We start from the raw sequence: 26,373 nt of genomic DNA, 5'->3' as shown, positions 1-26,373 counted from the left end.
ATTAGCAAACTAATTACTCTAATCAGAGTCGTGAGGAATCGTGACAGACATTAAACGAGCATTAATCACTGGCATTACCGGTCAAGATGGGTCTTATCTAGCGGAACTGCTGCTGGCAAAAGGATACGAAGTCCATGGCATTATCCGACGCACGTCTACCTTCAACACAGATCGCATCGACCACATCTACCAAGACCCCCACAATCCACAGACACGGTTATTTCTCCATTACGGAGACCTGACTGATGGCTTGACACTACAACGCATTCTAGAAGACGTACAGCCGATAGAGGTGTACAACCTCGGAGCTCAGTCCCATGTGCGGGTCAGCTTTGATTCACCAGAATACACCGTCGATGCCACAGGTATAGGAACCTTGCGTTTGTTGGAAGCGGTACGGCACTATCAACAGCGGATTGGCTCTGAGGTACGCTTTTACCAGGCTGGCTCTTCTGAAATGTTTGGGCTAGTGCAGGCTATTCCTCAGTCTGAAACTACACCGTTTTATCCCCGTAGTCCTTATGCCTGTGCAAAAGTCTACGCCCACTGGCAAACTATCAACTATCGCGAATCCTATGGGCTATTCGCCTGTAATGGTATTTTGTTTAACCACGAAAGTCCCCGGCGCGGCGAAACCTTTGTCACTCGCAAAATTACCCGTGCTTTGGCGCGCATTGTAGCTGGTAAGCAGAATAAGCTTTACCTGGGCAATCTCGATGCCAGACGGGACTGGGGTTATGCCAAGGATTATGTCCGCGCTATGTGGCTAATGCTACAACAAAACGAGGCCGATGACTATGTTGTTGCTACCGGTCAAACTCACTCAATTCGGGAGTTTCTCGATATTGCCTTTGGCTTAGTGAATTTGGATTGGCAGCAGTACGTTGAAATCGATCCACGGTACTTTCGACCTACTGAAGTAGACCTGTTGTTAGGTGATGCGACCAAGGCTAATACCATACTACCTTGGCAACCTTCAGTGACCTTTAAACAACTGGTTGAAATCATGGTTAATGCTGACCTTCAGGCACTAGGTATCATGCCTGTCACCTCTTGTATTCAATCCCCTGATACTGCCTTTATTCGTCAGGTTGTTACCGCTGGTAATCCCTAGTAATGATATGGTCTAATCCCATTTTTAGTAATGGATTAGAGAGATAGTTAGTCGCCGTTTCGGTAATGGGTAACAGGTAATGGGTAACGGGTAATAGGTAATTGGAAATTGAGGAAAATACTATTGCTGCTGTAAAACACCACGAGGAGAGCGCAATTACCCATTATCCATTACCTATTAACACACTATTATAAGACGGATGGATTAGCGTTAAATAAAATAAGCGATTATCCTACGGATACGCTACGGGAACGCACTGTCTTATAACCAGGACTTACCCACTAATATCATACCCGGTTTATCGTGATAAATCAAAGGCTGAAATCAGTGTAATTACCGTCAATAACCGAGTTGGCGGCTTAACTTTGAAGAAGATACTGATTTCAGCTATGGAATTGAGTTTTACCGATCTGAAATAGCTTCAAAACGGCTAAATATAGTGAGTTAGTAATTGGTAATTGCTAACTAGCTCACGGTACCCACTCAGTCTTCAGTACTGACGCACATAGTACTCATAACTAACGCACTGGGAAAAATGAAAAAAGCACTAATTACAGGGATTTCTGGACAAGATGGATCTTACCTTGCAGAGCTTTTGCTAAGCAAAGGTTATGAAGTTCATGGAATTGTGAGGAGACCAGCAGTTGAAGACCCAGCAGGTAAGTTGTCTAATCTAAAGACTATCAAAGACGACATTGTTTTACATGTTGCATCTTTAGAGAATCACTTGTCACTCTATAAGGTCATTGCCAAGATTAAACCCGACGAGTGTTATCACTTAGCTGCATCGAGTTTTGTTAGTTACTCTTTTGATGATGAATCGTCTATCTTAACCAGTAATTTTAATGGAACCCACCATTTACTGGCATCAATTAAGGAATTGGTACCGGAGTGTCGTTTCTTTTTTGCTGGTTCTTCTGAGATGTTTGGCAGGGTGTTCCATGCCCCTCAAAATGAGCTGACTCCTTTTAATCCCCGGTCTGTGTATGGTATTTCCAAGCTGGCAAGTCATCATCTGGTGCAAAACTATCGTAACCAGTATGGTATTTTTGCTTGTACCGGGATTCTTTACAATCATGAATCCCCAAGGCGTGACTTTAAGTTTGTCACTCGCAAAATTACCTCTACTGTCGCCAAGATCAAGCTAGGGTTGGAAAATAAGCTTTATCTAGGAAATCTAGATGCTCTGAGGGATTGGGGATATGCTCCGGATTATGTCTATGCCATGTGGCTGATGCTGCAAAACCATTCTCCAGAGAATTATGTAATTGCTTCCGGAGTGAATCACTCGGTTCGTGAATTAGTAGATTTTGCCTTTAGTCACGTCGGTCTTGATTATCAAGATTTTGTGGAAGTTGATCCGAGGTTTTATCGTCCCACTGAAGCAGTGCCCCTTTGTGGGGATAGCTGGAAAATTCGGGATGAGCTGAATTGGAAGAGTAAAAATAAATTTCCTGATCTTGTCGCGGAAATGGTGGATAGTGATCTTAGTTTTTTTAGCTAAACCTTGTTTAAAATCAGCATTAAGCAACAATCACAATAGGTCTAAATAAAACCAGTGAGTATTCTATATAGAATTGTTGAAATCAAACTTTTTGATTCTGTTATTAGGTTTACAAAGTCCACAAAATTGTGGCAAGACAACCAATTCATATTAAGGGAATTTAAATTTCTTAAGCAAGCTGCTTTTTTAGCTATTTTTTTAACTATACTTTCATCATTGCTTGAAGGTTTTGGATTAGGGTTTATCCTAAATTTTTTACAAAATATAACCGACCCGAATGCTACCCCAATCCAGACAGGGATTAACTGGTTAGATATCTGGTTGCTTGGAGTAAATAGACCGGTTAATGAAAGAATTTACCGGATATCTGCTCTAATTTTGATCACAACCTGGTTGCGTTCAGCCTTTATGTTTGGTGGGCGCAGGTACAGCATGATAACTCAAATGAATTTGTTAGATAGGCTGCGCAAGAAGCTATTTGAGCAACTTCAAAGGCTGAGTTTGGGTTACTTTTCTCATAGCCGTTCTGGATCGCTAGTTTATAGTCTAACCACCGAACTAGAAAAAATTAATCAAGCTTTTGATGTGACAGCTGTTATGTTCACTAGAGTGTCTCTTCTAGTTGTCTATGTTACATCAATGTTCTTGCTTTCTTGGCAACTTTCTATTGCCTCATTGATGCTCTTTAGCCTGATGAGTGTTGGTCTTTCTAACTTGGTTAAAAGGTTGCGAGAGACAAGTTTTGATGTTTCCAACGCAGGCAGTAAATTTACCTCAGTTGCTGTAGAGTTTATCAATGGCATTCGCACAGTTAAGGCATTTGCGAGTCAGGACTTTGAGCGTAGACGATTCTATGACGCTAGCGAAAACGTTGCAAACATCACTATCAAATCTGCCTCATTTGGGTATGCCATAGAACCGATTGCGGAAAGCGTAGCCACCACAATTCTGATCGGCATGATTATTGTAGCGTTTAACATCTTCGTGCCTAATGGACAGATGCAGGCAGCTTCATTGCTAACTTTCTTGTTTGTTTTGTTTCGTGTGATCCCGATTGTACGTCTGATTAATAATGCCAGAGGGCGTCTTGGGGAATTCACCGGACCAATGAATAACATTAAAGAGCTGCTGAGAACTGACAACAAACCATACTTGCAGAATGGTAACGTGGAATTTTCAGGATTGCAGCGAGCCATTGAGTTTGCTTCCGTGGATTTTGGTTACGATCCCTCTAACCTGGTACTGCACGATATTACCTTAACTATCAACAAAGGAGAGACAACAGCCCTAGTCGGTGCTTCTGGTTCAGGTAAAACCACCCTTGCTGACTTAATTCCCCGATTTTATGACCCAACCGCAGGTCAAGTTATCATTGATGGCATTGACATACAAGAGTTTGAAATTAACTCTGTGCGTCGTAAGCTAGCTATTGTCAGTCAGGATACATTTATTTTCAACACCTCTGTTCGCAATAACATTGCATATGGTTCAGAACAGGTAAATGAGGTGGCAATTCGAGAAGCTGCAAAACTTGCCAATGCATTAGACTTCATCCTAGATTTGCCTGAAGGTTTTGAGACGCAACTGGGTGATCGGGGAGTTCGATTATCTGGAGGTCAACGTCAACGGCTGGCAATTGCTCGTGCTTTACTGCGAGCACCAGAGATTCTGATCTTAGATGAGGCAACTAGTGCCCTAGATTCTGTGTCTGAGCGCCTCATTCAGGAGTCCTTAGAAAAACTTTCTGTAGGACGGACAGTAATTACCATTGCCCATCGCTTATCGACCATTTCCAAAGCTGATAAGGTAGTCGTTCTCGAACAGGGGCGAATTGTGGAACAAGGAAAGTATGAAGAATTACTCGAAAAGCGCGGTAACCTTTGGAAATATCACAAGATGCAGCATGAAGTTAGTCAAAAAAATTGAGACTATAGCATTTCCAAATAGGGTAGTGGTAAACAAGTAGTGATTTTAGCTCCCGTTACCTTGACCAGACCAACGCCTACATCACTAAATCTTTACCACTACTATCCTTTCGAGCTCAAGGGGTGACAAGAAAGCTGTAAACTAGAGAGAATAGGGGTTTAAGCCAGCCCAAGACTTACAAAAATCAGGGGGCGTTCGTGACCCCCCCACAATCATATATGTTTCCTCAATTCTACCAGACTGTCTTCGAGACTCATCTGACTCCTTGCCAATATCTGACTCTACAATTGCTAATTTTGCTATTGCAAAGTCATCGTAATGTCCGTTTATCTTGCTTAGCCAACCTGTTCCCACAACCGATAAAATATGAAAGTCGTGTTCGGAATATTCAGAGGTTTTTGAATTTACCTCAGTTAAGTGCTAAGCTCTTATGGTTTCCTATTATCAAGCAAATTTTAAAACAAGAGTTTCGTCCTCATATCTCTAATCGAAAACAGATAAGACGAAGGAAAAAGCTGAAGCTCATGCATCAAGGATATCTGCTATTAATCCTCGATAGAACTCAATGGCAAGACCGGAATTTAATGGTGTTAAGCTTAGCTTGGGGTCATCATGCAATTCCTGTATATTGGCAACTTTTACCAAAACGAGGGAACAGCAGTTTGCCAGAGCAAAAAAAAGTTATAACTCCGGTCTTAAGGCTATTGCGTTCTTATCCTGTACTCCTATTAGGAGACCGAGAATTTCATAGTGTCCAACTGGCTAAGTGGCTGGAGGAGAGGAATGTAGACTTTGCTTTACGTCAGAAAAAGGGCACTTGTATTCAAGATGATGATGCTGTTTATCGACCCCTCAAAGATTTAGGAATTCAACCGGGATTTTCTCGATTTTACTCAAATATTTCTTGCACAAAAGCCCATCAGTTGGGAAACTTTAATCTAGGGGCTTATTGGAAACGTCAATATCGGAGTCGAGCAAGTAAAGAACCTTGGTATATTCTCACAAGTCTTGATAGTCTTCCACGGACTTTATCCTGCTATCAGGCTCGATGGGGTATTGAAACTATGTTTCGAGATTTAAAAACTGGAGGTTATAATCTCGAAAATACAAAGGTTAGTGAGCGTCGCTTAAAAGCCATTATTTTGCTCATTTCCATCGCTTATACTTTGGCAACTTTACTTGGAGTTGCTTTAAAAAATCTGGGAGTGAGTGAGTATATTTGTCGTCCCACCGAATCAGAACGTTCAACGGAGCGACATAGTTTTTTTTGGATGGGATTGCACGGTCCCGATTGGATTCAATCTCTCAAAATTTGGTCGGATTTAGCCAAATCTCTGATGAGTCTCAAACCTCACAAATCTCTCTATTTCAAGCGGGGACTTAACGCTAAGTCCCTTATCCAGAGTGCTTTGTAGCCTTGTTGTCACCCCTTGAGCCTTTCGAGATATCTTTCACAAGATAAATTATCCAACAGATAACATTAAATTATAACTACCTAGGATAGTTAGAAATATTTCAGTAATTTATACGGCTAGACAATCGTGATCATTACCATATTGCTGATCACCTAATTTGGTTAGGCTCTGTACTCTTTTTGACGGATACCTTAAAAAGGATGCACTAGTCAGAGTTTTCGATAATTTTTACAGGATAGCTACTCATGAAACTCTGTATCGTTACCCACAAAGTCATGAAAAATGATGGCCAAGGTCGAGTCAACTATGAAGTTGCCAAAGAAGCCATTCGTTGCGGTCATCAGGTCACCTTATTAGCCAGTCATGTCGCCCCAGAACTTCAGCAGAGTAATCAGGTAAACTGGATTTTGATTCCAGTTAAAAGGTGGCCAACAGCACTAATTCGTCATCTGGTCTTTTCCTGGCGGAGTGGCAATTGGTTAAATCAACACCGTAGTCAGCTGGACTTAGTGAAAGTTAACGGGTCCATTACCAGAGTTGGATCAGATGTGAATGCTGTACATTTTGTCCACAGTTCTTGGTTGCGATCGCCTGCCCATACCTCTCGGCTACGTCGGGATTTGTATGGTCTTTACCAGCGGCTAGTTACAACCTTGAATGCCCATTGGGAAAAAAAATCCTTTCGTCAGGCAAAAGTAATAGTCGCAGTTTCCGGAAAGGTCAAGAAAGAATTAGTAGACATTGGTGTACCCCCTGAATCCATTCGGGTGATTGTCAATGGTGTGGACTTACAGGAATTTTATCCCGGTGTGGCTGACCGCAAACAATTGGGTCTTCCTGAGGGAGTGCCTTTAGCATTTTTTGCTGGAGACATCCGAACACCTCGGAAGAACTTGGATACAATTCTGCACGCCTTAGTCCAAGTCCCTGAATTACACTTAGCTGTTGCTGGCATCACAGAAGGTAGTCCCTATCCTCAGCTAGCCGCAAGCCTAAATGTAAGTGAACGGGTACATTTTCTCGGGTACCGACGTGACCTCCCTGAGATCATGCGAGCCGTAGATTTATTTGTCTTTCCATCCCGCTATGAAGCCTGCACACTAGTGCTCTTAGAAGCAATGGCTTCAGGTTTGCCAGTCATTACCGCAACCACAGCCGGGGGAGCTGAATTGGTTACTCCAGCCTGCGGAGTGGTCTTGTCTGACCCCAACGATACCCAGGCTTTGGCAAAGGAGTTAAGCCTTCTGGTTAGTAATCCTGAAAAAAGGAAACAGATGAGCCAAGCTGCACCAATGATAGCCGCCCAATACAGTTGGGAAAAGATGGCACAAAGCTATGTGGATTTATTTGAAAAACTGATCAAGTAGTCTAAATTTAATGTTTTCCAAAGGGAACAGGGAATAGGGAACAGCGGATCTGGGAATAAAAATTATCACAATTCCTACACGGATCCCTATTGTAATTAATCGGTTTTTGTTGACTGTTTACTGTTGACTGTTTACTGTCCAATAAAACTCTGGTTCGGTTTTCCATCTTGCATGCATGCCTCTTGCCTCTTGCCTCTTGCCTCAGGGAGTGTGTTCATAACTCAAATACAAACGCTATAACTAGTTATGTCTAACCTACTAATTAAAATTCCCACTGAGCTCGAACCTATTGTTGATGAGATTAGTAACTTTACCGAGCTGCCGAGAGACGAGGTAAACCATCGAGTCTGGCAGGAAGCGCTGCAACTAGGCTGGAATGTGTGTCAAGATGCCAAAAACTTTGGAGTTACCCCTCACCACTATGATTCCAATATGGAGGCTCTTTATAAAAATGGGTATGGCTTAATATTTGAAACAATGGTTTTTTGGGCTAGACCTGGACGAAAGCAATTGATAGAAATAACCCTAGAAAGGCTTCAGAAGTATGCCTCACAGAAAGGGAAGACAACTGGTGATTTAAAAATTTTGTTACTGGGTGATGGTACAGGCAATGACTCTATCTACTTAGCGATGAATGGTTGTCACGTTGATTACTGCGACTTCCCAGGCAGTAAAACCTATGATTTTGTCACCAAGCGATTTAAACATTATGGCTTGTTAGACAATGGCATCAACCTGATTACCACCTATGAAGCCTGTTTGGATAATCAGTACGATGTTGTGATTTCTTTCGATGTTCTCGAACACATTACTGAGCCATGGATCGCCATTGCTAATATACGCTCCATGTTAAAAACAGAAGGTATTGCACTGATCACCGATGCTTATGGTGATGTTACCGGTAGACACCCAACTCATTTAGAGTCAAATCGAAAATTTAAAGGTCAAAGTCCCTTCATGTTTTTGAAAAAGGGCATGGTGCTTACTTGGTATGGTTCAGTCTTTAAGCCTATGGAATTTACCAAGGTCGATAAGTGGTCTTTAAGGGATTATTTTATTCTCTGGCAAGATAAAAAGGTAATAGTAGACTATTTGTCTGGTAAATCAGGACTATTGAAACAATTTGTTAAAAAAATCTTGATTAAGAAATAAACCTATAGAGCCTTTTTGGGAAACTAACCGGATCGCTATTTGTTGCTGTTGAATAAAAAACTAGTACTCTTGACCAAGGAAAATTAAACATTTATTACGGTTATTTGATTTTAACATAACTTTCGTATAGAGGAACTACTCGTGATGCAGGATATGAAACCAGTTGCTATTTGCATTCCTACCTATAATCAATCCCAGTACTTATGGGAGTCAGTGGGCAGCGCCTGCCGTCAAACCTATCCCAATGTAGAAGTTTGGGTGTCAGACGACGCTAGCACTGATGAAACCCCTGAGGTTATGGCACAACTATGCCAGCAGTTTCCTCAAGTACGGTACTATCGGCACCCTAAAAACCTAGGTGTAGCGGCTAACAACAATTGGGTTTTGAAACAGCCAAACACTGAATTTATTGTTCGTTTAGATTCAGATGATGCCCTGTTACCTAACTACATAGAAACGTTACTACCCCTGCTAGAGAACCATCCAGAGGCGGGTTATATCCATAGTGCTGTGCAGGAAATTGATGAACGCAGTAACAATCGAGCTGTGCGACGTATTGGAAGACAGCACGAGTTTCAGAGCGCAGACGAATCACTACTAGCCGCAGTTTTTGGGGTAAAAGTAGCTGCCAATATCGTTATGTTTCGAGCTGAAGCGTTGCCAGCAGTTAGATTTTATGAAGATAGTCCTAATTTTGTAGAGGACTATAACATGTGGGTCAGAATGGCAGATGCTGGTTATGGCAACGTTTATGCCAATGAAATATTAGCACGTTATCGGGTTTGGACTGATGCTAAAAATCTACGTCCTAAGCGCAAAAATATGGAATTAAAAGGATGTATTCGGGTTTTTGAAGACAGTATATTGCCTGGTTTTAAGCGACGGGGTTGGGATACAAAGGTGATTGAAAAACAGCGTCGTAAACTGGCCTTAAGACACACAGCATACTGTTATCGTCCAATTTTCAATGAGGTAGAACGCACCGAGCTGATTGCTTTATTGAAAGAGTTAGGAGATTCACCAGCTTTGCGATTTCGCATGTTCTTATCGAAATTGGGCTTTCGTGCTGTCTTTGAATGGACAATTTCTATGGAATTACGGTTGAAAGGTATGGTGAAAGGTTGGTTCAGTACTCTAAAGAGTTATTTACGGTCTCAAACAGCAGGATAGTAATCTGTTTAGAATGTAGAATGTATAATTTAGAAGTTAGAATTCACCATTCTGCATTCACCATTCTGCATTCTGACAAATAACCTTGGCTAAAAGGCTACGCTACGCGAACAACCTAACTCCACAGTAGAATAAATGAGAATCACTGTTATAGTCCCCACGTATCGCCGTCCAAAAGACTTAGAACGGTGTTTAGAGGCTCTGGAGAAGCAAACTCGACCAGCGGATGAGGTCTTGGTGATTGTACGGGATACTGATGCTGAAACTTGGGCGTTTCTTGAAGCATTCAACCCTGAGGTCTTACCCATGCGTCCTGTGAAATTAAGCATTCCGGGGCAAGTGGCCGCTCTTAACGCAGGTCTTGATGCAGCACAGGGAGATATTATTGCCATTACCGATGATGATGCTGCTCCCCGTGGCAATTGGTTAGCTGATATTGAAACTCACTTTCTGTCCGATCACCGGATCGGGGGTGTCGGTGGACGGGATTGGGTACATCTGGGTAACTACCTGGAAAATGGTGCTAGAGAACGAGTGGGTCGAGTGCAATGGTGTGGACGGGTGATTGGTAATCATCACCTGGGGGTAGGTTTACCTCGGGAGGTGGATGTGCTTAAGGGAGCTAACATGAGCTATCGACGGACTGCTATATCGGGCTTGCGCTTTGATCAGCGTCTGCGAGGAACGGGAGCTCAAGTCCATAATGATCTGGGGTTTAGTCTAGCCCTAAGAAAAGCCGGTTGGAAGCTGATTTATGACCCAGGGGTAGCAGTAGACCACTATCCAGCACAGCGTTTTGATGAGGATCAGCGAGACATAGTTTTTAGCGATATTGCCCTGATTAATGCGGCACATAATGAAACTATAGTTTTGTTAGATTACTTCCCTGTTCTACAACGGATTATATTTATAGTTTGGTCAACATTGGTGGGAACGCGAGTTAAACCCGGTTTCCTGCAATGTTTGCGGTCTTTCCCCAAGGAAGGACTTTTAGCAGGACAAAAGTGCCTTGCTTCTTTGCGTGGACGTTGGCAAGGTTGGTTGAGCTGGAAAAAGTGCTTAGGCTAGCAAAAGGGACGGTTGAAGGGTTTTGGGTGAATAATGTCTTGGTTTTAGGGAGCAGGGAGCAGGGAGCAGGGAACAGGGAACAAGAAATAAAATTTAAATGTACTTCAGGCTTACTAATAAACGCTCTACTAACTAATCTCTAATCTATTAGATATAGCATTTACAAATGAATTAAAAAAAGTATTACATTTTTTTACATTTCCATTCTTATATAATTTATTACCTCTTGCCTCTTGCCTCTTGCCTCTTGCCTCTTGCCTTTTCCCTACTCCCTACTCCCTACTCCCTACTCCCTACTCCCTAAAACCTCGGACTTTTCACCTCACCCAATTGAGAACTGCTGTGTATCTAATCCCTAACACCTAATGACAAAAGGAATTCCTATCAAACTAGAACCAGCCCCTGCTTGGACAGCCATCCTGTTATTTGTTGTCATTACAATACTGGGCATTATTGCTGGTGCGGGCAGCATTCTGCGTATTCTGTTGCCTGTGGTAGGGTTTGCCGTGGGCCTTTTTCTCTATCGACGGTATCCTGTCCTCTACTTAGGTTTTATGTGGTGGCTATGGTTTCTGATGCCGTTGGTTCGTCGTTTAATTGACTATCGCAGTAACTGGGTTAATCCGAGTCCAGTATTGCTAGTAGCGCCTATAGTGACATGGATTACTGTGGATACCTTTTTAAAATACCTTCCTAGAGCCTATAAACAGGGGGGTTTGCCTTTTATTTTGGGATTCACCAGTATTTTGTATGGCTTTATTATTGGTCTGATTAAAAGCTCTCCTACTTTCGCTATTCGAGGACTGATCGACTGGTTAACCCCGATTCTTTTAGGTTTCTACTTATTTATAAATTGGCGAGATTATCCTCGCTATCGCCAAAACATTCAGCGCACATTCCTCTGGGGTGTATTGGTGATGGGAGTCTATGGCTTAGTGCAATATGTGATTGCACCGGAGTGGGATCGATTTTGGCTGATCAACGCCAGAATGTTCTCGATGGGGAATCCCGAACCGTTCGGTATTCGTTTGTGGAGCACAATGAATTCCACTGGACCGTTTGCCGCAACCATGATGGTGGGTCTGCTGTTGTTATTTAATAATAACAGTCCTTTACGTATTCCTGCTTCCATAGCTGGTTATTTGTCTTTTCTACTAACCTTGTCACGGACGATGTGGGCGAGCTGGTTCTTTGGACTAGCTTCTCTGACCAGTTCACTCAAACCCAAAATCCAGATGCGCATCATTATTTCTATCTTGGTCATGGCAATGTGTATCGTGCCGTTAACCACTATTGAGCCATTCTCGGAAGTAATTGGTAGTCGTTTGGCAACATTTTCTGACCTTGGAAATGATCACAGCGCAGAAGTTAGACAACAGATCTATGAAGAGAGTCTTGGCAAAGCTCTTTCTATGGCTTTAGGTAATGGGATTGGAAATACATTCACTATCGAACAAGGGGAACTCCGAAGCGTTGTGATTGACAGTGGCATTTTAGATATGTTTTTTACCCTAGGCTGGTTTGGAACTCTCCCATATATGTGTGGATTGCTCCTGCTGGTATATAGTGTGTTTCAATATCCTGAGATTCGCCGTGATTCCTTCATGAGTACTGCTCGTGCTATTGGTTTGAGTAATTTAATCGGGCTACCGATTGGTAGCGCCATGCTTGGTGTCGGGGGATGTTATATTTGGGGATTTTTGGGTCTAACGATGGCAGCACATAAGTATCACCAGCATCAAAATAAGCTTTCTTCTGAAATGGAAAGTATTGCTGAAGTGAAGACTGCTAAAGATAAGAATTATGAAAATTTTCTGATCAATGGCACTGACTGAAGAAGAACAGAAGTAGGAGATGGAAAGGAACAGCCGGAGGAACAGCCGGATGTTTCAACTACCAATTCCTAACTAACTTATAAATTAACTTATAGGTCAAATATGGCGGTGCTTTCCTTTTTGGGAGATGTTTGATGCGTATACTCCATATCTTAAACCATATTAAACAAACTGGTAATGGTATTGTCAATCTAGCAATTGACGTTGCCTGTGAGCAAGCGAAAGCCGGTCATGAGGTTGGTATTGCCTCTGCTGGCGGCGGATATGAAACATTGCTAAACGCTTATGGCGTCACTCACTTTGAACTGGATCAGACCCGAAAACCGTTGCATTTGCTCAAGGCTGCTGGGCGTTATCGAGGGATAATCGCAGAATTTCAGCCAGATATTGTCCATGGACACATGATGACGGGAGTAGTCCTAGCTTGGTTCCTACGGGGTTCAGCAAAATATAAGCTAGTATCTCATCTTCACAATGTTCACCAACGTAGCTCAGTAGTGATGGGATTGGCTGAACGAGTGATTTCCGTGAGTGATGCGGTAGCAACGTCGATGTCTAAGTGGGGTATTCCCACGGGTAAAATGCCTGTGATCAAGAATTGTACTCTAGGCAGTCACCGATTACCTGCAATAGAAACCTGCACTCCTAAAGCTTTGGAACATCCCGCTATTGTCACGGTAGCTGGCATGAACCGACGTAAGGGAATTACTGAGTTAATTAGCGCTTTTGAGCAGGTCGCTAAGGGTTTTCCTAAGGCACATTTGTACTTAGTGGGAGATGGTCCCGACCGTCAAATGTTTGAAACTCAAGCTGCGGCATCGTCAGTTGCTGATCGTATTCACTTCGAAGGTTTTCATAAAAATCCCCAAGCTTACATGATGGCAGCGGATGTTTTTGTCCTGGCTTCACACCGTGAGTCTTTCGGTCTGGTTTTGATGGAAGCACGACAGGTGGCTTGCCCGATTGTTGCTACTAGCGTGGATGGTATTCCCGAAGCACTAGATGACGGTAAGGCAGGAGTGCTAGTTCCTCCTAAAAATGCGATCGCACTGGCAGATCAGATCGAAATGGTTCTGGCTAGTCCGTCTGAACAAGATAGATTAAGACGTGCAGCACAGCAAAACATTGAGGAACTGACCCTCACCACTATGGTGGAGAAGATTATTACTGTCTACCATCAGCTTCTAAAACTTTCCTAAGGGAGCTTCACCGCTGCTACCCCAGGTTACAGGTTATTTGGTTACCAGCTTGCAGGTTACAGGTTACAGGTTACAGGTTGCAGATTACAGGTTACCAGGTTACAGGTTACAGGTTATTTGGTTAGCAGGTTACAAGTTACAGGTTATCTTCTGAAGCTTCAACCTACCCGACAAGGGACACCAAAGGCGAACAACCATCTAACCTTGGCCAAAAGGCCACGCGATCGCGTTCAACCTTCAACTTTCAACCGTCTAACCTTGGCCTTTGGCCACGCGATCGCGTTCAACCTTCAACCGTCTAACCTTCACCCTTCAACCGTCTAACCTTCACCCTTCAACCGTCTAACCTTCAACCTTCAACCGTCTAACCTTGGCCTTTGGCCACGCGATCGCGTTCACCCTTTAGTCTTCAGTCTCCAGCCTTTTAAATACTTTCGAGTTCAGGGAAAAAACTATGTCAATACGTATCCCCGAATGGCAATATGCTGCCATTGTTCCTGTGATCGCTGTTTTGGTAATAATTGCCCATTCTGTGATTAGCAACAATGACACTATAACTGCTGAATCCAACCCAAGCCAACGGTTGACTTACACTACCTCTTGGATCGGTAATACCTATGGTCCTGGAGGTGAGCTTCCCGGCAAGGGAAAACATGTCCAGCTATCGATTTTAGGGATGGCTGTAAGTCCCGATGGTACGGTTTATGCTAATGCTCCCTGGGATGAAGCTGGTAGAGAAGGGGGGGTTTATAAAAATGGTGATGTTCTTGGTCAACTGGATGCTACCCATGGCTGGGGACGATCGGGGGGAACTGCGATCGCAGTGAATGATAACTATATTTACATGGCGATGAGACAAACGGGTCGCTATGGCGTAGGATATCCCAATTCTGATGATAAATGGTATTGTGTTCGTCGCTATAACAGAAGTAATTATAAAGGAGCAAAGTTTAAGGGGGGTAATGGCTATGATAAGAGTATGTTGATTATCAATACCAATCAAGGTTTGATTCGGGGAATTGCAGCAGATAATAGTCGCTTATATGTTAGTGATACTCCTAACAATAAAATCAAAGTTTATGATGCCCAGACCATGAAACCGGTTAAAAAATGGTCAGTGAATCAACCGGGTAAGTTAGCATTAGATAAAACTGGCTCATTGTGGGTTATCCAGAACAAGACCAATAAGATACTTAAGTTAAATATAGAAACGGGCAAAGTTCAAGGTAAAATTGAGTCGGTTCGCATCCCTACAGCTATTGTTGTGGATAATCAAAATCGCCTATTAGTAGGAGATGGTGGACCTGATAACCAGATTAAAATCTTTAAAAATCTAGACAGCAGTGGAAATCCAACTCCTGATGGAACCTTTGGTGTCAAAGGGGGAATCTACGCCGGAATTCCTCAGGAAATTGGAAAAATCCGACCCTTACATTTTAATTCCATTACCGGGATTGGAGTCGATCAGGATAATAATATTTATGTCGCCAGTGATCCCAGTCGAATTTACGCTTGGCAAGCCGGTGGATTAACCGTGGATAGCTACAAACTGGATGGCACTCTCAATTGGAAATTGCAAGGTCTCTTATTTATTGACATTCCTGATATTGATCCAGCGGATGAAACTGTTGTTCATACGAAAAATCAACAGTTTAAACTAGATTACAGTAAATCATCAGGTCAAGAATGGACTCATGTCGCCCATACCGTTAATCCCTTTAAATATCCTAATGATAATCGGATTAAGAAGACTATCAAGCATAATGCTGGTGCTATGATTCGCCGGGTTAAGGGTCGGAAGCTGATGTTTACTAATAGTATGTATACCGAGTCAGCTGGTATCCATGTTTATCGCTTTAATCCGGCTACTGATGGAGAAGTCGCTATTCCCACTGCCTCATTTTGGGGAAGTCAATTGGATTATCGGTATTGGCAAGATAAAAACGGTAATGGACAAGAGGAACAGGCTGAACAAGGTGAATATAATCAAGGACAAAATTATCGGGGTTGGGCATTTTGGCCTGATGATGACGGTAATATCTGGATAGGTACATCAACAAACGGGATTAAAAAACTATCCCTTAAACGGTTTGATGCCTACGGCAGCCCGATTTACGATATTAACAATCAACAATCCTTTGAAATGCCAAAGGAATTTCAAATTATTCAACGACTTGAGTATCATCCGAAAACCGATACCATGTACATTGCTGGATATTCCCCGACCTTTAATACCAGGGGTGATTGGGGATTGATTGGTAACAGAGCTGTTAAATATATCAATTGGAGTAAAACGCCACAAAAAGTCGGTGAAGTAGTCATCGCTTACAATCAAACCTCCGAAGGAGTCAGACCAGATTTACCGAAAAGTATGGCTGTTTCGGGAGACTATTTATTTGTCGGCTATGTCGATAATAGTTTTGAAAAAGATCCGAATCGATACCCTAAAGTGCGAGTTTATGATTTTCGCACAGGTCAAGAGATTGGCAAAATAAACCCCGGCCCAGAAGTCAAATCAACCACAGGTTGGCTGGATGTCCCGATGGCCTTAAGAGTAGTGCGAAGAAAAAATGGAGAATACTTGCTATTTGCTGAAGAGGATTTTTACGCTAAAGCTTTAATGTACCGGATAAAGATGGACCCCTAATCAGCTGTTACACATTAGACTTCGCGGCACTTGTAGGGAACAGGGAACAGGGAACAGGGAACAGTGGACAAGAATTGACGCAAACATTATCAGAAAACTACTTTTGCAAGAGGTCTATTGAAATTGCACAACAACAAGGCAGAAGGTAGAAGGCAGAAGCGATGCATCCCGACTCCCGACTCCCAACTCCCTACTCCCTACTCCCTACTCCCGACTCCCGACTCCCGACTCCCGACTCCCTCTTCCCTTTGCTATAACAAAAACTATCGAGGCTCTAGTACTGTGAAAACACTTCAAATTGGTATGGGTTGGTTCCCTGAACAAGCAGGAGGACTCAACCGAGTTTATTACGATTGCACTCGTTACTTACCCCAAGCTGGTGTGGAGATGCATGGCTTAGTGGCAGGCTCAACCGCTGTATCTGAAAACTCCGGTGGTCAAGTCCAAGCCTTTGCTAGCCATAAATCCCCTCTCTGGCAACGCTGGAGCGGTATCCGACAAACGATGCATCGAGTGCTGAAGGAGGAAGACTACCCCCTAGTAGTGTCCCACTTCGCTTTATATACCTTTCCAATTCTCGATCAATTAGACAGTCGCCCAATGGTGATGCACTTCCAAGGGCCTTGGGCCTTAGAAGGGCATGTAGAAGGCAGCAATACCGTTGCGACTCGGTTAAAATGGATGCTAGAGCGGGTGACTTACAAACGGATAGCTAAGTTTATCGTACTTTCTGAGGCTTTCCGCAACACCTTGCACCAAGAGTATCATATCCCACTAGAGCGCATTCACATTATTCCTCCGGGGGTTGATACCGAGCGTTTCGACACCACCATTACACCCCAGGAGGCACGGTCAAAACTAGGCTGGTCTCAAGAGCGACCAATTATCTTAGCTGTGCGACGGTTAGCTAAACGCATGGGCTTGGAAAATTTAATTGCAGCAGTGGATCAGGTGCGTAAGCGCTATCCAGACGTGCTGTTACTGATAGCGGGTAAAGGCACACTGATGCCAACCTTGCAAGCACAGATTGAAACATTAGGACTGACTGACCATGTCCGGTTGTTGGGTTTTGTGTCAGACCAAGATTTAGCCCTAGCTTACCGTGCTGCCACTTTCTCCGTGGTGCCAACTGTGGCATGGGAAGGCTTTGGTCTAATTGTTATTGAGTCCTTGGTGAATGGAACGCCAGTTCTAGGAACACCTGTAGATAGTATTCCAGAGATTTTACAGCCTTTCTCGGAAGACTTATTGTTTGAAGGGACTTCTGTTGATCAACTTGCTCAGGGCATGATCGAGGTATTTTCTGGTCAGCGTCAACTCCCTAGCTCTGAGGCTTGTCAAGCTTATGTTCATGAGCACTATACTTGGCCGGTGATTGCTCAACGAATTAAATCGGTTTATCAAGCTGCTATAAATTAATCAACATTTATAGCAATTTTTAATTATGTGAGGTACGTTTATTCTTGCTTTTAGGGAGCATGCAGCTTCAGAGCATGGAGCTTCAGAGCAAGACTAAAAATTAATGTACCTCATTAAACTAGTAAATGCGATAGCCGAGATCAGTGATCAGATTAGTCTGTGAGCTTTTGCACGTTTGAAACACTCTTTTTGAACTACCCACTCTTATGAAGCGCCGTCGAGTCCTTTTTGTCGATCATGCCGCCGTTTTGGGGGGAGCTGAGTTAAGCCTGCTAGATCTAGCCATTGCCTACCGGGACACCAGCGAAGTACTGCTGTTTGCCGATGGCCCGTTCCGGGAACGGCTGGAAGCTGCACAGGTGAAGGTCAAGGTCATACCTGCACCCCAATCCATCTTAGCCGTAAAAACTTCAGGGGGACTCAGTGCTGTCAAAGCATTACCTGCCCTGTGGTGGATGGCTCGTCAAATAGCAGCAGCTGGACGTGAGTTTGAGCTAGTACACGCCAACTCCCAAAAAGCGTTCATTGCTGCTGCGATCGCAACATTGATGGGCAGTCCTCCCGTGGTTTGGCACCTGCGAGATATTGTGACCGCACAACACTTTAGCTCGGTCAATCGTGCCATAGCCGTTTTCCTCGCTAATCATCGAGTATCTCAAGTATTGGTCAATTCTCGTGCTACTGGTGAAGCCTTTATCGCTGCTGGGGGACGCGAAGACCTAGTAACACTGGTTTACAACGGTATTGGTTCAGACCCCTTCGATAATCTGGCATCGGATCAATCCGCTCAAATCCGTGACCAGCTTGGCATTGGTGATGCTCCACTGGTTGGTGTATTCAGTCGGCTATCTTACTGGAAAGGTCAGCATATTTTACTAGAAGCCTTACAGGAACTCCCCAATGTACACGCGCTGTTGGTTGGTAAAGCCCTATTTGGTGAAGCAGAATACGCCTCACGGCTCGAAGCTATGGCTGCGGCACCAGAACTTGCTGGTCGTGTTCACATGCTAGGATTTCGCAATGACGTGCCAGCATTGATGTCTGCTTGCAATATTGTACTCCATACCTCTACTGAACCGGAACCCTTTGGTAGGGTGATTGTTGAGGGTCAGTTAGCAAAACGACCCGTAGTTGCTGCTGCTGCTGGTGGTGCAGTGGAGTTGATTGAGGATGGCGAGACTGGTCACTTGGTACCCCCAGGAGATTCCGTAGCATTAGCTAAGGTCATTGGTGAATTGCTAAGTGATCCAATTGCTGCATATATGCTAGCCGAGCGGGGTTATATCCATGCTAAGGATACTTTTTCCCTGGAATCCCTGTTTAGGGCCTTTGACCAAGCTCTGAACAAGGTATAGCGCTACGCGGAAGTCAGAAGTTAGAAGTCAGAAGTCAAAAGTAAGTTATGACTTTCGCGTAGCGCTATATCAGGGGGGATTCCTATTTTCGTTAAACTCAAACATTTATGTCCTAACCAACTCTTTCTCTGCTATAGATTAGCAACGGTTGTTCTTGCCACGGGGCTTTGAAGGTGCGGACACAAGCCTGATCACACAGCTTCTGCAACGAAAATTACCCTTAAATAGGTACTAACTAGCTGGTCAGTACCTATTTAATAGGTACAGTACCTATTTCTTCCGCCAACGGGCATCTGGCCCTCGCCCAAGGCATTCGAGCCGCCCAGCCTTCCTTTCCTGGCGCAAGATACGGCGAATCAGATCAATTCCTACAGTAGGACATTGTTCCTGTAAATGCTTGATCGAAAAATCTCCAACTATATTGTTAATGGCATCTAGCACCATCGCTGTTTTAGCGCCTTTGGTTGAGGTTACTAACCCAACCCGTTGCTCAAAATCCCGGTACGCCGATAGCACCAACACTCCCAGAAAATACTCCCACCAAGGTAACAAACTATGCTGTCCCTGATGCCAGCTTTGGGAGGACTGGTAAAGTGTATCGTAGTAGCTTTCCTTTGTGCGTTCTACAATGCGTTCCAAACTAATAAACCGCCCCACCTCGTAACCAGCTTTGTATAGTAACAGTAGTGTCAGCAGCCATTAAACTAAGCCGGAGAGTCGCCCCTCCGACTCGTCTTCAGAACCGTGCATGAAAGTTTCCTCTCACACGGCTCCTCGCGCAGTAGTCCCTTGTCAGTGGGTACTTCTCAGAACGGGTTTGAATCTAAATCGTCTGAATTAGAAGGTTTAGATTTTTGTCCATGTTTTTGGTCATGGCAGTGTAGATGTAACAACTCCAGATTTTTTATGAGGTTGCTTCCACCGTGTGCGCGTGGTATTATATGGTGCGTTTCCAGTTGGTCGCCATCTCGGAATTTTAGATTGCAGAATGTACATCTTCCTTCTTGTCTTTTGAAGAGTTTCCCCTTGTTTGTGGACAATTCTGGGTGTTTTTGCATTCTGTTTCCCCAGTAGGATAGGTCACCATCGAAAGGGCTTCGTGTTTCCTTGACTTTTACATGTCGAACGATTTCTGTTCTGGCATGTTTTGGAAGGTAGTTATCTTCCTCTGTCATGAATACCCAATTATCAATCTTTGGTTCTTTCCAGGTTTCTTTTGGTGTATATACCTTAGTTCCCCAGTACTTATCCTTAACCCAGGATTTTGACTTATTTGGATGTCTCCTTAATCCCCATCTTCTGAGTTTTTGATATAGACAGTTGTCTACCTTTGAGTAGGTTTTCTTGCTGACTACAGGTTTGTAATAGTTTGCCCATCCCTTTATTATGGGTTTGAGTTTCTCTATCACTGAGACTTGCTTAGCGGTTTTCATTTGGCTTATTTCTTTTGAAAGCCGCTTTACGTGTTCCTTAACTTTACTCTTGGATGGTTTAATGAGGGTTTTGAAACCGCGCTTTGAGTGGTGTTTTCCGACTTTGTATTGTCGGACGTTGAACCCGAGAAAGTCGAAACCTTCTAGTGTGTGGGTTATTTTTGTTTTACTTGGTTTCAGCTCCAGGCCAATGCCTTTCAACCATTCACTGATAATTGCTTGACTTTCTTCAACCACGGTTTTGGATGGGTGCATAATGACAAAGTCATCTGCATATCTGACCAGTGTAAGAGCTTGTCTGTTTGCTTTTTTACTCCCTTTTAACGTTTCGGCGTAGCTCTTTATGTGTTCTTCCATTCCGTGAAGGGCTATATTTGCCAGGAGTGGTGATATAATCCCACCCTGGGGGGTTCCCTCTTTTGTTTCGGAAAATCGTCCTTTATCTATTACTCCAGCTTTTAACCAATATTTGATTAATCGCTTCATAGATGGATAGGTATTAAGTTTTTCTAGCAGTTTTTGATGGTTGATTTTGTCGAAACATTTGGATATGTCAGCATCTAGTACCCATTTTTGGGCTTTATTGATACTGATGAATATTGCTCCAATTGCATCGTGGCATGACCTTCCTGGTCGGAATCCATAGGAGTTGGGTTCAAAGCGTGCTTCCCATTCTGGCTCTAAAGCCTGTTTGGTGAGTGCCTGGAGTGCTCGGTCGTAGATGGTAGGTATCCCTAGGGGGCGTTTCTCCGAACGACCTGGTTTATCAATCCAAACTCTGCGAGTTGGTTGAGGTTTCTTGTAGATGGTAAGGGAGGCTACTAAGGCGAGACGCTGCTTATTGGTTAAAGCTTTCTGTCCGTCTATTCCGGCAGTCTTTTTTCCCTTATTCTCTTGGGTTACCTTCCTAACCGCTAGCATTTTTGCTGACCAGGACTTCATCAAAGTCTTTTGTAGTTTTCTAACCACTCGCACGTCACCACGCTGAGAAGCTCTGTAGATTCGTTTTTGCAACTTAAAGATAGTGATTTCTAGCTTTCGCCAATTCACTTTCTTCCATTCCGACTGTGGGGTAAACCCCCGAGTTTTAGACTTTTTCATTGCTACTTGCAACTCCACATTCTACTAATCCGCGTGAGTCCGTGGGCATATCCAGTACATTACATACCGGCGTTAGCTTTCTGACTCAGTCTTTCCAACACAGACCATGCGGCTAACTACCTACTCAAGAATCGACCTTCTTGAGAGCATCTGTGTGGTTACTTCGTTCCTGATAACCATTCTTTGAACTTTTAGGATGATACTGTCCACCGGGAGATGAGGGAAATTCTAGTAAGGTGGCTAAACCTTCTAGCCTCTTTTGCTCCGTTAACTGTTTGTTTGTAGCGTGTCAGCCCGTTTCGCTACGTGGACATTGCGATGGTTCGGATGTATCTTTACTTTCGTTATCCATGAGTTCTTTTACCTGTTGGCGAAACCGCTTTGGGTTAGCAGTATTCCAACGTTCGACCCCGCTTTACCCTAAGGTTTGTTATTTCCTATTGAGTAGGGGTAGGGTTGTCACTCCAATTTCGAGAGGGCAGAATTTACATCTGCATGGTTATCAAGTTGTCAAGGTTCTTTTAGTCCCTTGCGGCTAATCCCCCTGAAACCCTTTCAGGTTAAGGTTTATAGCCAACGAATCGCACTAGCCATCCGTCCATTTCGATCACTAAAAGGGTGGATGCACAGAAAATCCAAGACGTAGGTGGGGATGAGCAATAAAGGTTCGAATTCCTCAGACTGCCAGAGGCGATTGAACTGTTCGTGCAAGCGTTCCATCGCGGATGGTGTAGCATAAGCCGCAAGTGGTTGAAACCTCACAACCTTTGTACCATCTGGGTAAGTTTGGCTGATTTCATTATCTACCGACTTCCAGCGCCCACCCTCACCAACAGAAAACTGGTAAAGGTCACGATGCAGCTGTAACACCACCCCTGGAGTGAAAGGGATGTTAGCATAGCTGCTGTGGATCGTACTAAGTACATCTCGATAGCCAGCAATTTCTTGTTCGGAGCGATCGCGGGGCGTAGTTTTTTCAGCTACCAGTTCCTTGATGCGTTCGAGGGGCACTGTAATGCCTTCTATGCGGTTGGAGGACTCAGTACTCTGAATAATCGCCGCCTGACGTAGTGTTTGCAAAACTTGGGGTGACTGTTCTTTGAACAGTTCTTGCTTGCCTTTGTATTCACCAATCAGCCGGATAGTACGCAGTAGATTTTGAGTAATCAGCTGGTGCTCAATAAAACCTGGTTCAAACGACTGCATGGGTAATTCCTATCAACCCAACCTCAGTATACTAGACTTGGCGGCAGTTGTAGGGAACAGAGAACTTCGGAGCAGCGGATCATCGGAACAAGAATTGAGACAAACACTATCAGAACAATACTTTTGTAAGAGGTCTACTATAATTGTTGCGTTAGTGGAAAACTATCTGTAATATCAAGTTCGATTAATCTCTTCCCAAGTAGTCCCTGGATTTTTGGTAATAGGTAATTGCTAATGGGTAATGTTGGTAAGATTACTGATTCCCGATTCCCGATTCCCGATTCCCGATTCCCGATTCCCGATTCCCGATTCCCGATTCCCCGAAAATCCTAGGTTACATCCCTGTTATGAACAGGATATCAGTATTTATGTAATTTTCCGGTTAAACTCTCCAGGCGATAAGCACTATACTTGCCTTTAAGTGAAGGTTCCTAAAAAGAGAAACGAAGGAAAAGGTGAGACTGGTAATGGGGAGATGGGGAGTTTTCCTACTCTCCCCTTATTTTATTCACGACTTACGCATTTGCCCCCTAAATCCCCCAATTATGGGGTACTTTGACATCATTACCCCCCATAATTGGGGGGCTAGGGGGGCGAAAGACACTTAACCGCGTAAGTCCTGTTATTTTCCTTGTCCCAAAACACGTATCAGGCTAACACTATGCTGGCTAGGGTTTGGAGTGGTTCAATTATCGGCATTGATGCTGTAAAAGTAGGGGTTGAAGTAGATGTGTCCGGTGGCTTACCGGGAATTGTAGTCGTTGGTTTACCGGATACCGCTGTCCAAGAGTCCCGAGAACGGGTGAAAGCAGCACTGAAAAATGCTGGTTTTGCCTTTCCGATACGCAAAATTGTGATTAACCTGGCTCCGGCTGACTTACGGAAAGAAGGTCCTAGTTTTGATTTACCGATCAGTGTTGGTATTTTAGCGGCATCGGAACAGTTAAATCCTCAGTTATTGGGAGACCACCTATTTCTCGGAGAAGTGTCCCTTGATGGCAGTTTGCGACCTGTGGCTGGTGTACTTCCAATTGCTGCGGCAGCAAAGCAAATGGGAATTACTGGGTTAGTGGTTCCTGCTGACAATGCTACAGAAGCTGCAGTGGTGAATGGCATCACTGTGTATGGATTTGAGCACCTATCAGATGTTGCTGATTTCCTTGACCAGCCAAAGCGCTATTCACCGGTAGAGATTGATAGCGTGGGGGAGTTGCAAGTTTATCAGTCTACTGCACCGGATTTAACGGATGTTAAAGGTCAGGCTCATGGGCGTCGAGCTTTAGAAATTGCAGCGGCTGGGGGCCATAATTTAATCTTTGTCGGTCCTCCTGGCAGTGGTAAAACCATGTTGGCGCGACGATTACCGGGAATTTTGCCACCGTTGAGTTTTGCTGAAGCTTTGGAAGTCACTCAAATTTATTCTGTTGCTGGCTTATTGAAAAATCGCGGCAAACTGATCTGCGATCGCCCTTTTCGCAGTCCCCATCATTCCGCCTCTGGTCCATCTCTTGTCGGTGGTGGTAGTTTTCCGAAACCGGGAGAAATTTCCTTAGCCCACCGGGGAGTTTTATTTTTAGACGAGTTGACAGAATTCAAGCGCAATGTCTTAGAGTTCCTACGCCAACCTTTGGAAGACGGACAAGTCACTATTTCCCGCACCCGCCAATCGGTACAGTTTCCTGCTCAGTTTACCTTAGTGGCTAGTACCAATCCCTGTCCCTGTGGATACTTTGGTGACCCGATCCAACCTTGCACCTGTTCCCCTCGCCAACGGGAACAATATTGGTCGAAGCTATCAGGACCATTAATGGATCGCATTGATTTACAAGTAGCTGTGAATCGGCTTAAACCTGAAGAAATCACTAGACAGTCTACAGGAGAAGAATCAGCACCGGTGCGAGAACGAGTCCAAGTCGCACGCGATCGCACTCATCACCGCTTCCACACTGAACCCACTCTTCATTGCAATGCTCAGATGCAAAGCCATCATCTACGTCGATTCTGTAAATTAGATGATACTTCCCGTAATGTATTAGAAGGGGCTATTCGCAAACTTGGTCTTTCTGCTAGAGGCACCGACCGTATTCTCAAAGTTGCCCGTACCATTGCCGACCTGAGTGGTGATGATGACCTTAAAACCCAACATGTTGCTGAAGCCATTCAATATCGTACTATTGATCGGATGCAATAAGCTCCAATCAGGGGCAATTGATGGGTTAAGGGATCTAACGGATGGGAATATAGGGAGTAGTAGGCAAGACGAGTTGAAGGCATGAAGCAAGTCAAAGCAGTTTTATGTGGATATTACGGCAAGGGCAACGGTGGCGATGAAGCCTTGTTAGCGTCACTGCTGCAAATGCTCCCAAAGTCAGTGAAGCCGATAGTCCTTTCCGGTAACCCTAGTCAAACTCGTCAGCGCTATGGAGTAGAAAGTTGCGATCGCATGTCTACCCTACCAGTGCTCAAGGCTATGGGCCTTTCGGAACTATTCATCTGGGGGGGTGGTAGTTTAATCCAAGATGTGACTAGTGCCGCTAGCCCTCTCTACTACTGTGGTTTAATGGGATTAGCCCAAAGGATGGGTCTGAAAACCATTGCTTGGGCCCAGGGGGTTGGTCCAATTAAGCGTCGGCTGATTGGTTCCCTAGCCCAGCGGTCCTTCACCGGATGTACAGCAGTCAGTGTCAGGGATTATGGCTCAGCGACACTCCTAGCGGATTGGGAAATTCCGTTTATTATGGCTCCCGATCCAGTTTGGGCATTAGACTCCAAACCTGTACCAGGATTGTGGGATTTACCAGCACCAAGAGTAGCAGTTACTTTGCGATCGCATTCTAGCCTAACTCCCAAACGCCTGAATAATCTGACCCATGCCTTAGTGGATTTTCAGAAAGCGACACAAACCTGTATTTTATTAGTCCCTTTCCAAGCTTCCCGAGATTTGACCATTGCTCAATCTATTGCGTCTCAGTTAACCGGTCCCCATCAGATCTTTTCTATAGAAGACCCTAGAGAATTAAAAGGATTATTTCGCGGGGTGGAAATGGCGATTGGGATGCGCTACCACAGTTTGATTATGGCAGCAGCGGAAGAATGTCGATGTTTTGCCCTCAGTTATGACCCCAAAGTTAACTATCTGATGGAGCAACTGGATTTACCTGGATGGGATGTTGCTAGTTTACCAGATGACCCAAATGTGATTAGTAAAACCTGGCTAGAACACTATGCTAATGGTGAACCATTGACTAAAGACCAAATTCAGTCATTGGTAGACCGGGCAAGGATGCATCAGGATGTGCTGATGACAGTTTGTTAATTGTTAATTTTTACTTTACCAAAGGGAGTAGGGGTAGGTTTTTTACATTTAGGGTTAAACAGGGAGTGTGGGGCGGGGGCGCGGGGGGAAAATATCAAGAGGAGATAAGAGGAGATATAGCACTACCCATTAAGATTAGGAGGAAG

21 protein-coding genes are annotated in these 26,373 nt (G+C 44.1%); 18 read left to right on the top strand and 3 right to left on the bottom strand.

Features of this window, described 5'->3' with window-relative positions; genetic code table 11:
* Nucleotides 1–40: 40 nt before the first annotated feature.
* From gmd to BJP37_RS23175, 15 genes are all read left to right on the top strand, one after another.
* Entirely contained in the window at nucleotides 41–1,114 is a 1,074-nt protein-coding gene (gene gmd, locus BJP37_RS23235) for a GDP-mannose 4,6-dehydratase (protein WP_075902333.1), read from the top strand.
* 535 nt (nucleotides 1,115–1,649) lie between these two features.
* Nucleotides 1,650–2,618 carry a GDP-mannose 4,6-dehydratase gene (locus BJP37_RS23230; protein WP_075902331.1) on the top strand — a complete coding sequence of 323 codons (969 nt, stop codon included), beginning with the start codon at nucleotides 1,650–1,652 and terminating at the stop codon, nucleotides 2,616–2,618.
* 54 nt (nucleotides 2,619–2,672) lie between these two features.
* Nucleotides 2,673–4,544 (top strand): heterocyst formation ABC transporter subunit HepA, encoded by a 1,872-nt coding sequence (gene hepA / locus BJP37_RS23225; RefSeq protein ID WP_075902329.1) that lies wholly within the window; start codon nucleotides 2,673–2,675, stop codon nucleotides 4,542–4,544.
* A 218-nt stretch (nucleotides 4,545–4,762) separates the two neighbouring features.
* On the top strand, nucleotides 4,763–5,959 hold the full coding sequence (locus BJP37_RS23220; protein ID WP_075902327.1) for an IS4 family transposase: 1,197 nt from the start codon (nucleotides 4,763–4,765) through the stop codon (nucleotides 5,957–5,959).
* Nucleotides 5,960–6,204: 245 nt separating this feature from the next.
* Nucleotides 6,205–7,326 (top strand): glycosyltransferase family 4 protein, encoded by a 1,122-nt coding sequence (locus BJP37_RS23215; RefSeq protein ID WP_075902325.1) that lies wholly within the window; start codon nucleotides 6,205–6,207, stop codon nucleotides 7,324–7,326.
* 246 nt (nucleotides 7,327–7,572) lie between these two features.
* A complete protein-coding gene (locus tag BJP37_RS23210; protein WP_075902323.1) occupies nucleotides 7,573–8,478 on the top strand; it encodes a class I SAM-dependent methyltransferase in 906 nt (301 codons plus the stop codon).
* Nucleotides 8,479–8,622: 144 nt separating this feature from the next.
* Nucleotides 8,623–9,648, top strand: a complete 1,026-nt coding sequence (locus BJP37_RS23205) for a glycosyltransferase family 2 protein (protein WP_075902321.1) — start codon at nucleotides 8,623–8,625, stop codon at nucleotides 9,646–9,648.
* Nucleotides 9,649–9,783: 135 nt separating this feature from the next.
* Nucleotides 9,784–10,716 (top strand): glycosyltransferase family 2 protein, encoded by a 933-nt coding sequence (locus tag BJP37_RS23200; RefSeq protein ID WP_075902319.1) that lies wholly within the window; start codon nucleotides 9,784–9,786, stop codon nucleotides 10,714–10,716.
* A 233-nt stretch (nucleotides 10,717–10,949) separates the two neighbouring features.
* Nucleotides 10,950–11,075 (top strand): hypothetical protein, encoded by a 126-nt coding sequence (locus BJP37_RS43850; protein ID WP_269087054.1) that lies wholly within the window; start codon nucleotides 10,950–10,952, stop codon nucleotides 11,073–11,075.
* A gap of 6 nt (nucleotides 11,076–11,081) precedes the next feature.
* The gene (locus BJP37_RS23195) at nucleotides 11,082–12,551 is read left to right on the top strand and encodes an O-antigen ligase family protein (protein WP_075902317.1); all 1,470 of its coding nucleotides are present in this window, start codon (nucleotides 11,082–11,084) and stop codon (nucleotides 12,549–12,551) included.
* A 134-nt stretch (nucleotides 12,552–12,685) separates the two neighbouring features.
* Complete coding sequence (locus BJP37_RS23190) at nucleotides 12,686–13,750, top strand: glycosyltransferase family 4 protein (RefSeq protein ID WP_075902315.1); 1,065 nt, start codon at nucleotides 12,686–12,688, stop codon at nucleotides 13,748–13,750.
* A 117-nt stretch (nucleotides 13,751–13,867) separates the two neighbouring features.
* A complete protein-coding gene (locus BJP37_RS37225; protein ID WP_143727754.1) occupies nucleotides 13,868–14,074 on the top strand; it encodes a hypothetical protein in 207 nt (68 codons plus the stop codon).
* 130 nt (nucleotides 14,075–14,204) lie between these two features.
* The gene (locus tag BJP37_RS23185) at nucleotides 14,205–16,397 is read left to right on the top strand and encodes an NHL repeat-containing protein (protein ID WP_075902313.1); all 2,193 of its coding nucleotides are present in this window, start codon (nucleotides 14,205–14,207) and stop codon (nucleotides 16,395–16,397) included.
* Between the two features lie 303 nt (nucleotides 16,398–16,700).
* Nucleotides 16,701–17,816: a glycosyltransferase family 4 protein gene (locus BJP37_RS23180; RefSeq protein WP_075906384.1), complete on the top strand. Its 1,116-nt coding sequence runs from the start codon at nucleotides 16,701–16,703 to the stop codon at nucleotides 17,814–17,816.
* 206 nt (nucleotides 17,817–18,022) lie between these two features.
* Complete coding sequence (locus BJP37_RS23175) at nucleotides 18,023–19,171, top strand: glycosyltransferase (RefSeq protein WP_075902311.1); 1,149 nt, start codon at nucleotides 18,023–18,025, stop codon at nucleotides 19,169–19,171.
* Between the two features lie 270 nt (nucleotides 19,172–19,441).
* Here the strand turns inward: BJP37_RS23175 and BJP37_RS23170 are convergent, their stop codons facing one another.
* The 3 genes from BJP37_RS23170 to BJP37_RS23160 form a co-directional block, all read right to left on the bottom strand.
* Nucleotides 19,442–19,810 carry a hypothetical protein gene (locus BJP37_RS23170; RefSeq protein ID WP_198954154.1) on the bottom strand — a complete coding sequence of 123 codons (369 nt, stop codon included), beginning with the start codon at nucleotides 19,808–19,810 and terminating at the stop codon, nucleotides 19,442–19,444.
* A gap of 167 nt (nucleotides 19,811–19,977) precedes the next feature.
* Complete coding sequence (ltrA, locus tag BJP37_RS23165; protein ID WP_075906382.1) at nucleotides 19,978–21,705, bottom strand: group II intron reverse transcriptase/maturase; 1,728 nt, start codon at nucleotides 21,703–21,705, stop codon at nucleotides 19,978–19,980.
* A 567-nt stretch (nucleotides 21,706–22,272) separates the two neighbouring features.
* On the bottom strand, nucleotides 22,273–22,911 hold the full coding sequence (locus BJP37_RS23160; RefSeq protein WP_229415425.1) for a Fic family protein: 639 nt from the start codon (nucleotides 22,909–22,911) through the stop codon (nucleotides 22,273–22,275).
* Nucleotides 22,912–23,152: 241 nt separating this feature from the next.
* Here BJP37_RS23160 and BJP37_RS23155 point away from each other — a divergent pair, with 241 nt between their 5' ends.
* From BJP37_RS23155 to csaB, 3 genes are all read left to right on the top strand, one after another.
* On the top strand, nucleotides 23,153–23,332 hold the full coding sequence (locus tag BJP37_RS23155; protein WP_075902309.1) for a hypothetical protein: 180 nt from the start codon (nucleotides 23,153–23,155) through the stop codon (nucleotides 23,330–23,332).
* Between the two features lie 240 nt (nucleotides 23,333–23,572).
* Nucleotides 23,573–25,102: a YifB family Mg chelatase-like AAA ATPase gene (locus BJP37_RS23150; RefSeq protein ID WP_075902307.1), complete on the top strand. Its 1,530-nt coding sequence runs from the start codon at nucleotides 23,573–23,575 to the stop codon at nucleotides 25,100–25,102.
* Nucleotides 25,103–25,183: 81 nt separating this feature from the next.
* Nucleotides 25,184–26,227 carry a polysaccharide pyruvyl transferase CsaB gene (gene csaB / locus BJP37_RS23145; protein ID WP_075902305.1) on the top strand — a complete coding sequence of 348 codons (1,044 nt, stop codon included), beginning with the start codon at nucleotides 25,184–25,186 and terminating at the stop codon, nucleotides 26,225–26,227.
* Nucleotides 26,228–26,373: the final 146 nt, after the last annotated feature.

Source organism: Moorena bouillonii PNG (assembly GCF_001942495.1).
Lineage (GTDB): Bacteria > Cyanobacteriota > Cyanobacteriia > Cyanobacteriales > Coleofasciculaceae > Moorena > Moorena bouillonii.
The sequence above is the reverse complement of the archived record's forward strand: the minus strand, read 5'-3'. Positions and strand labels throughout refer to the sequence as shown.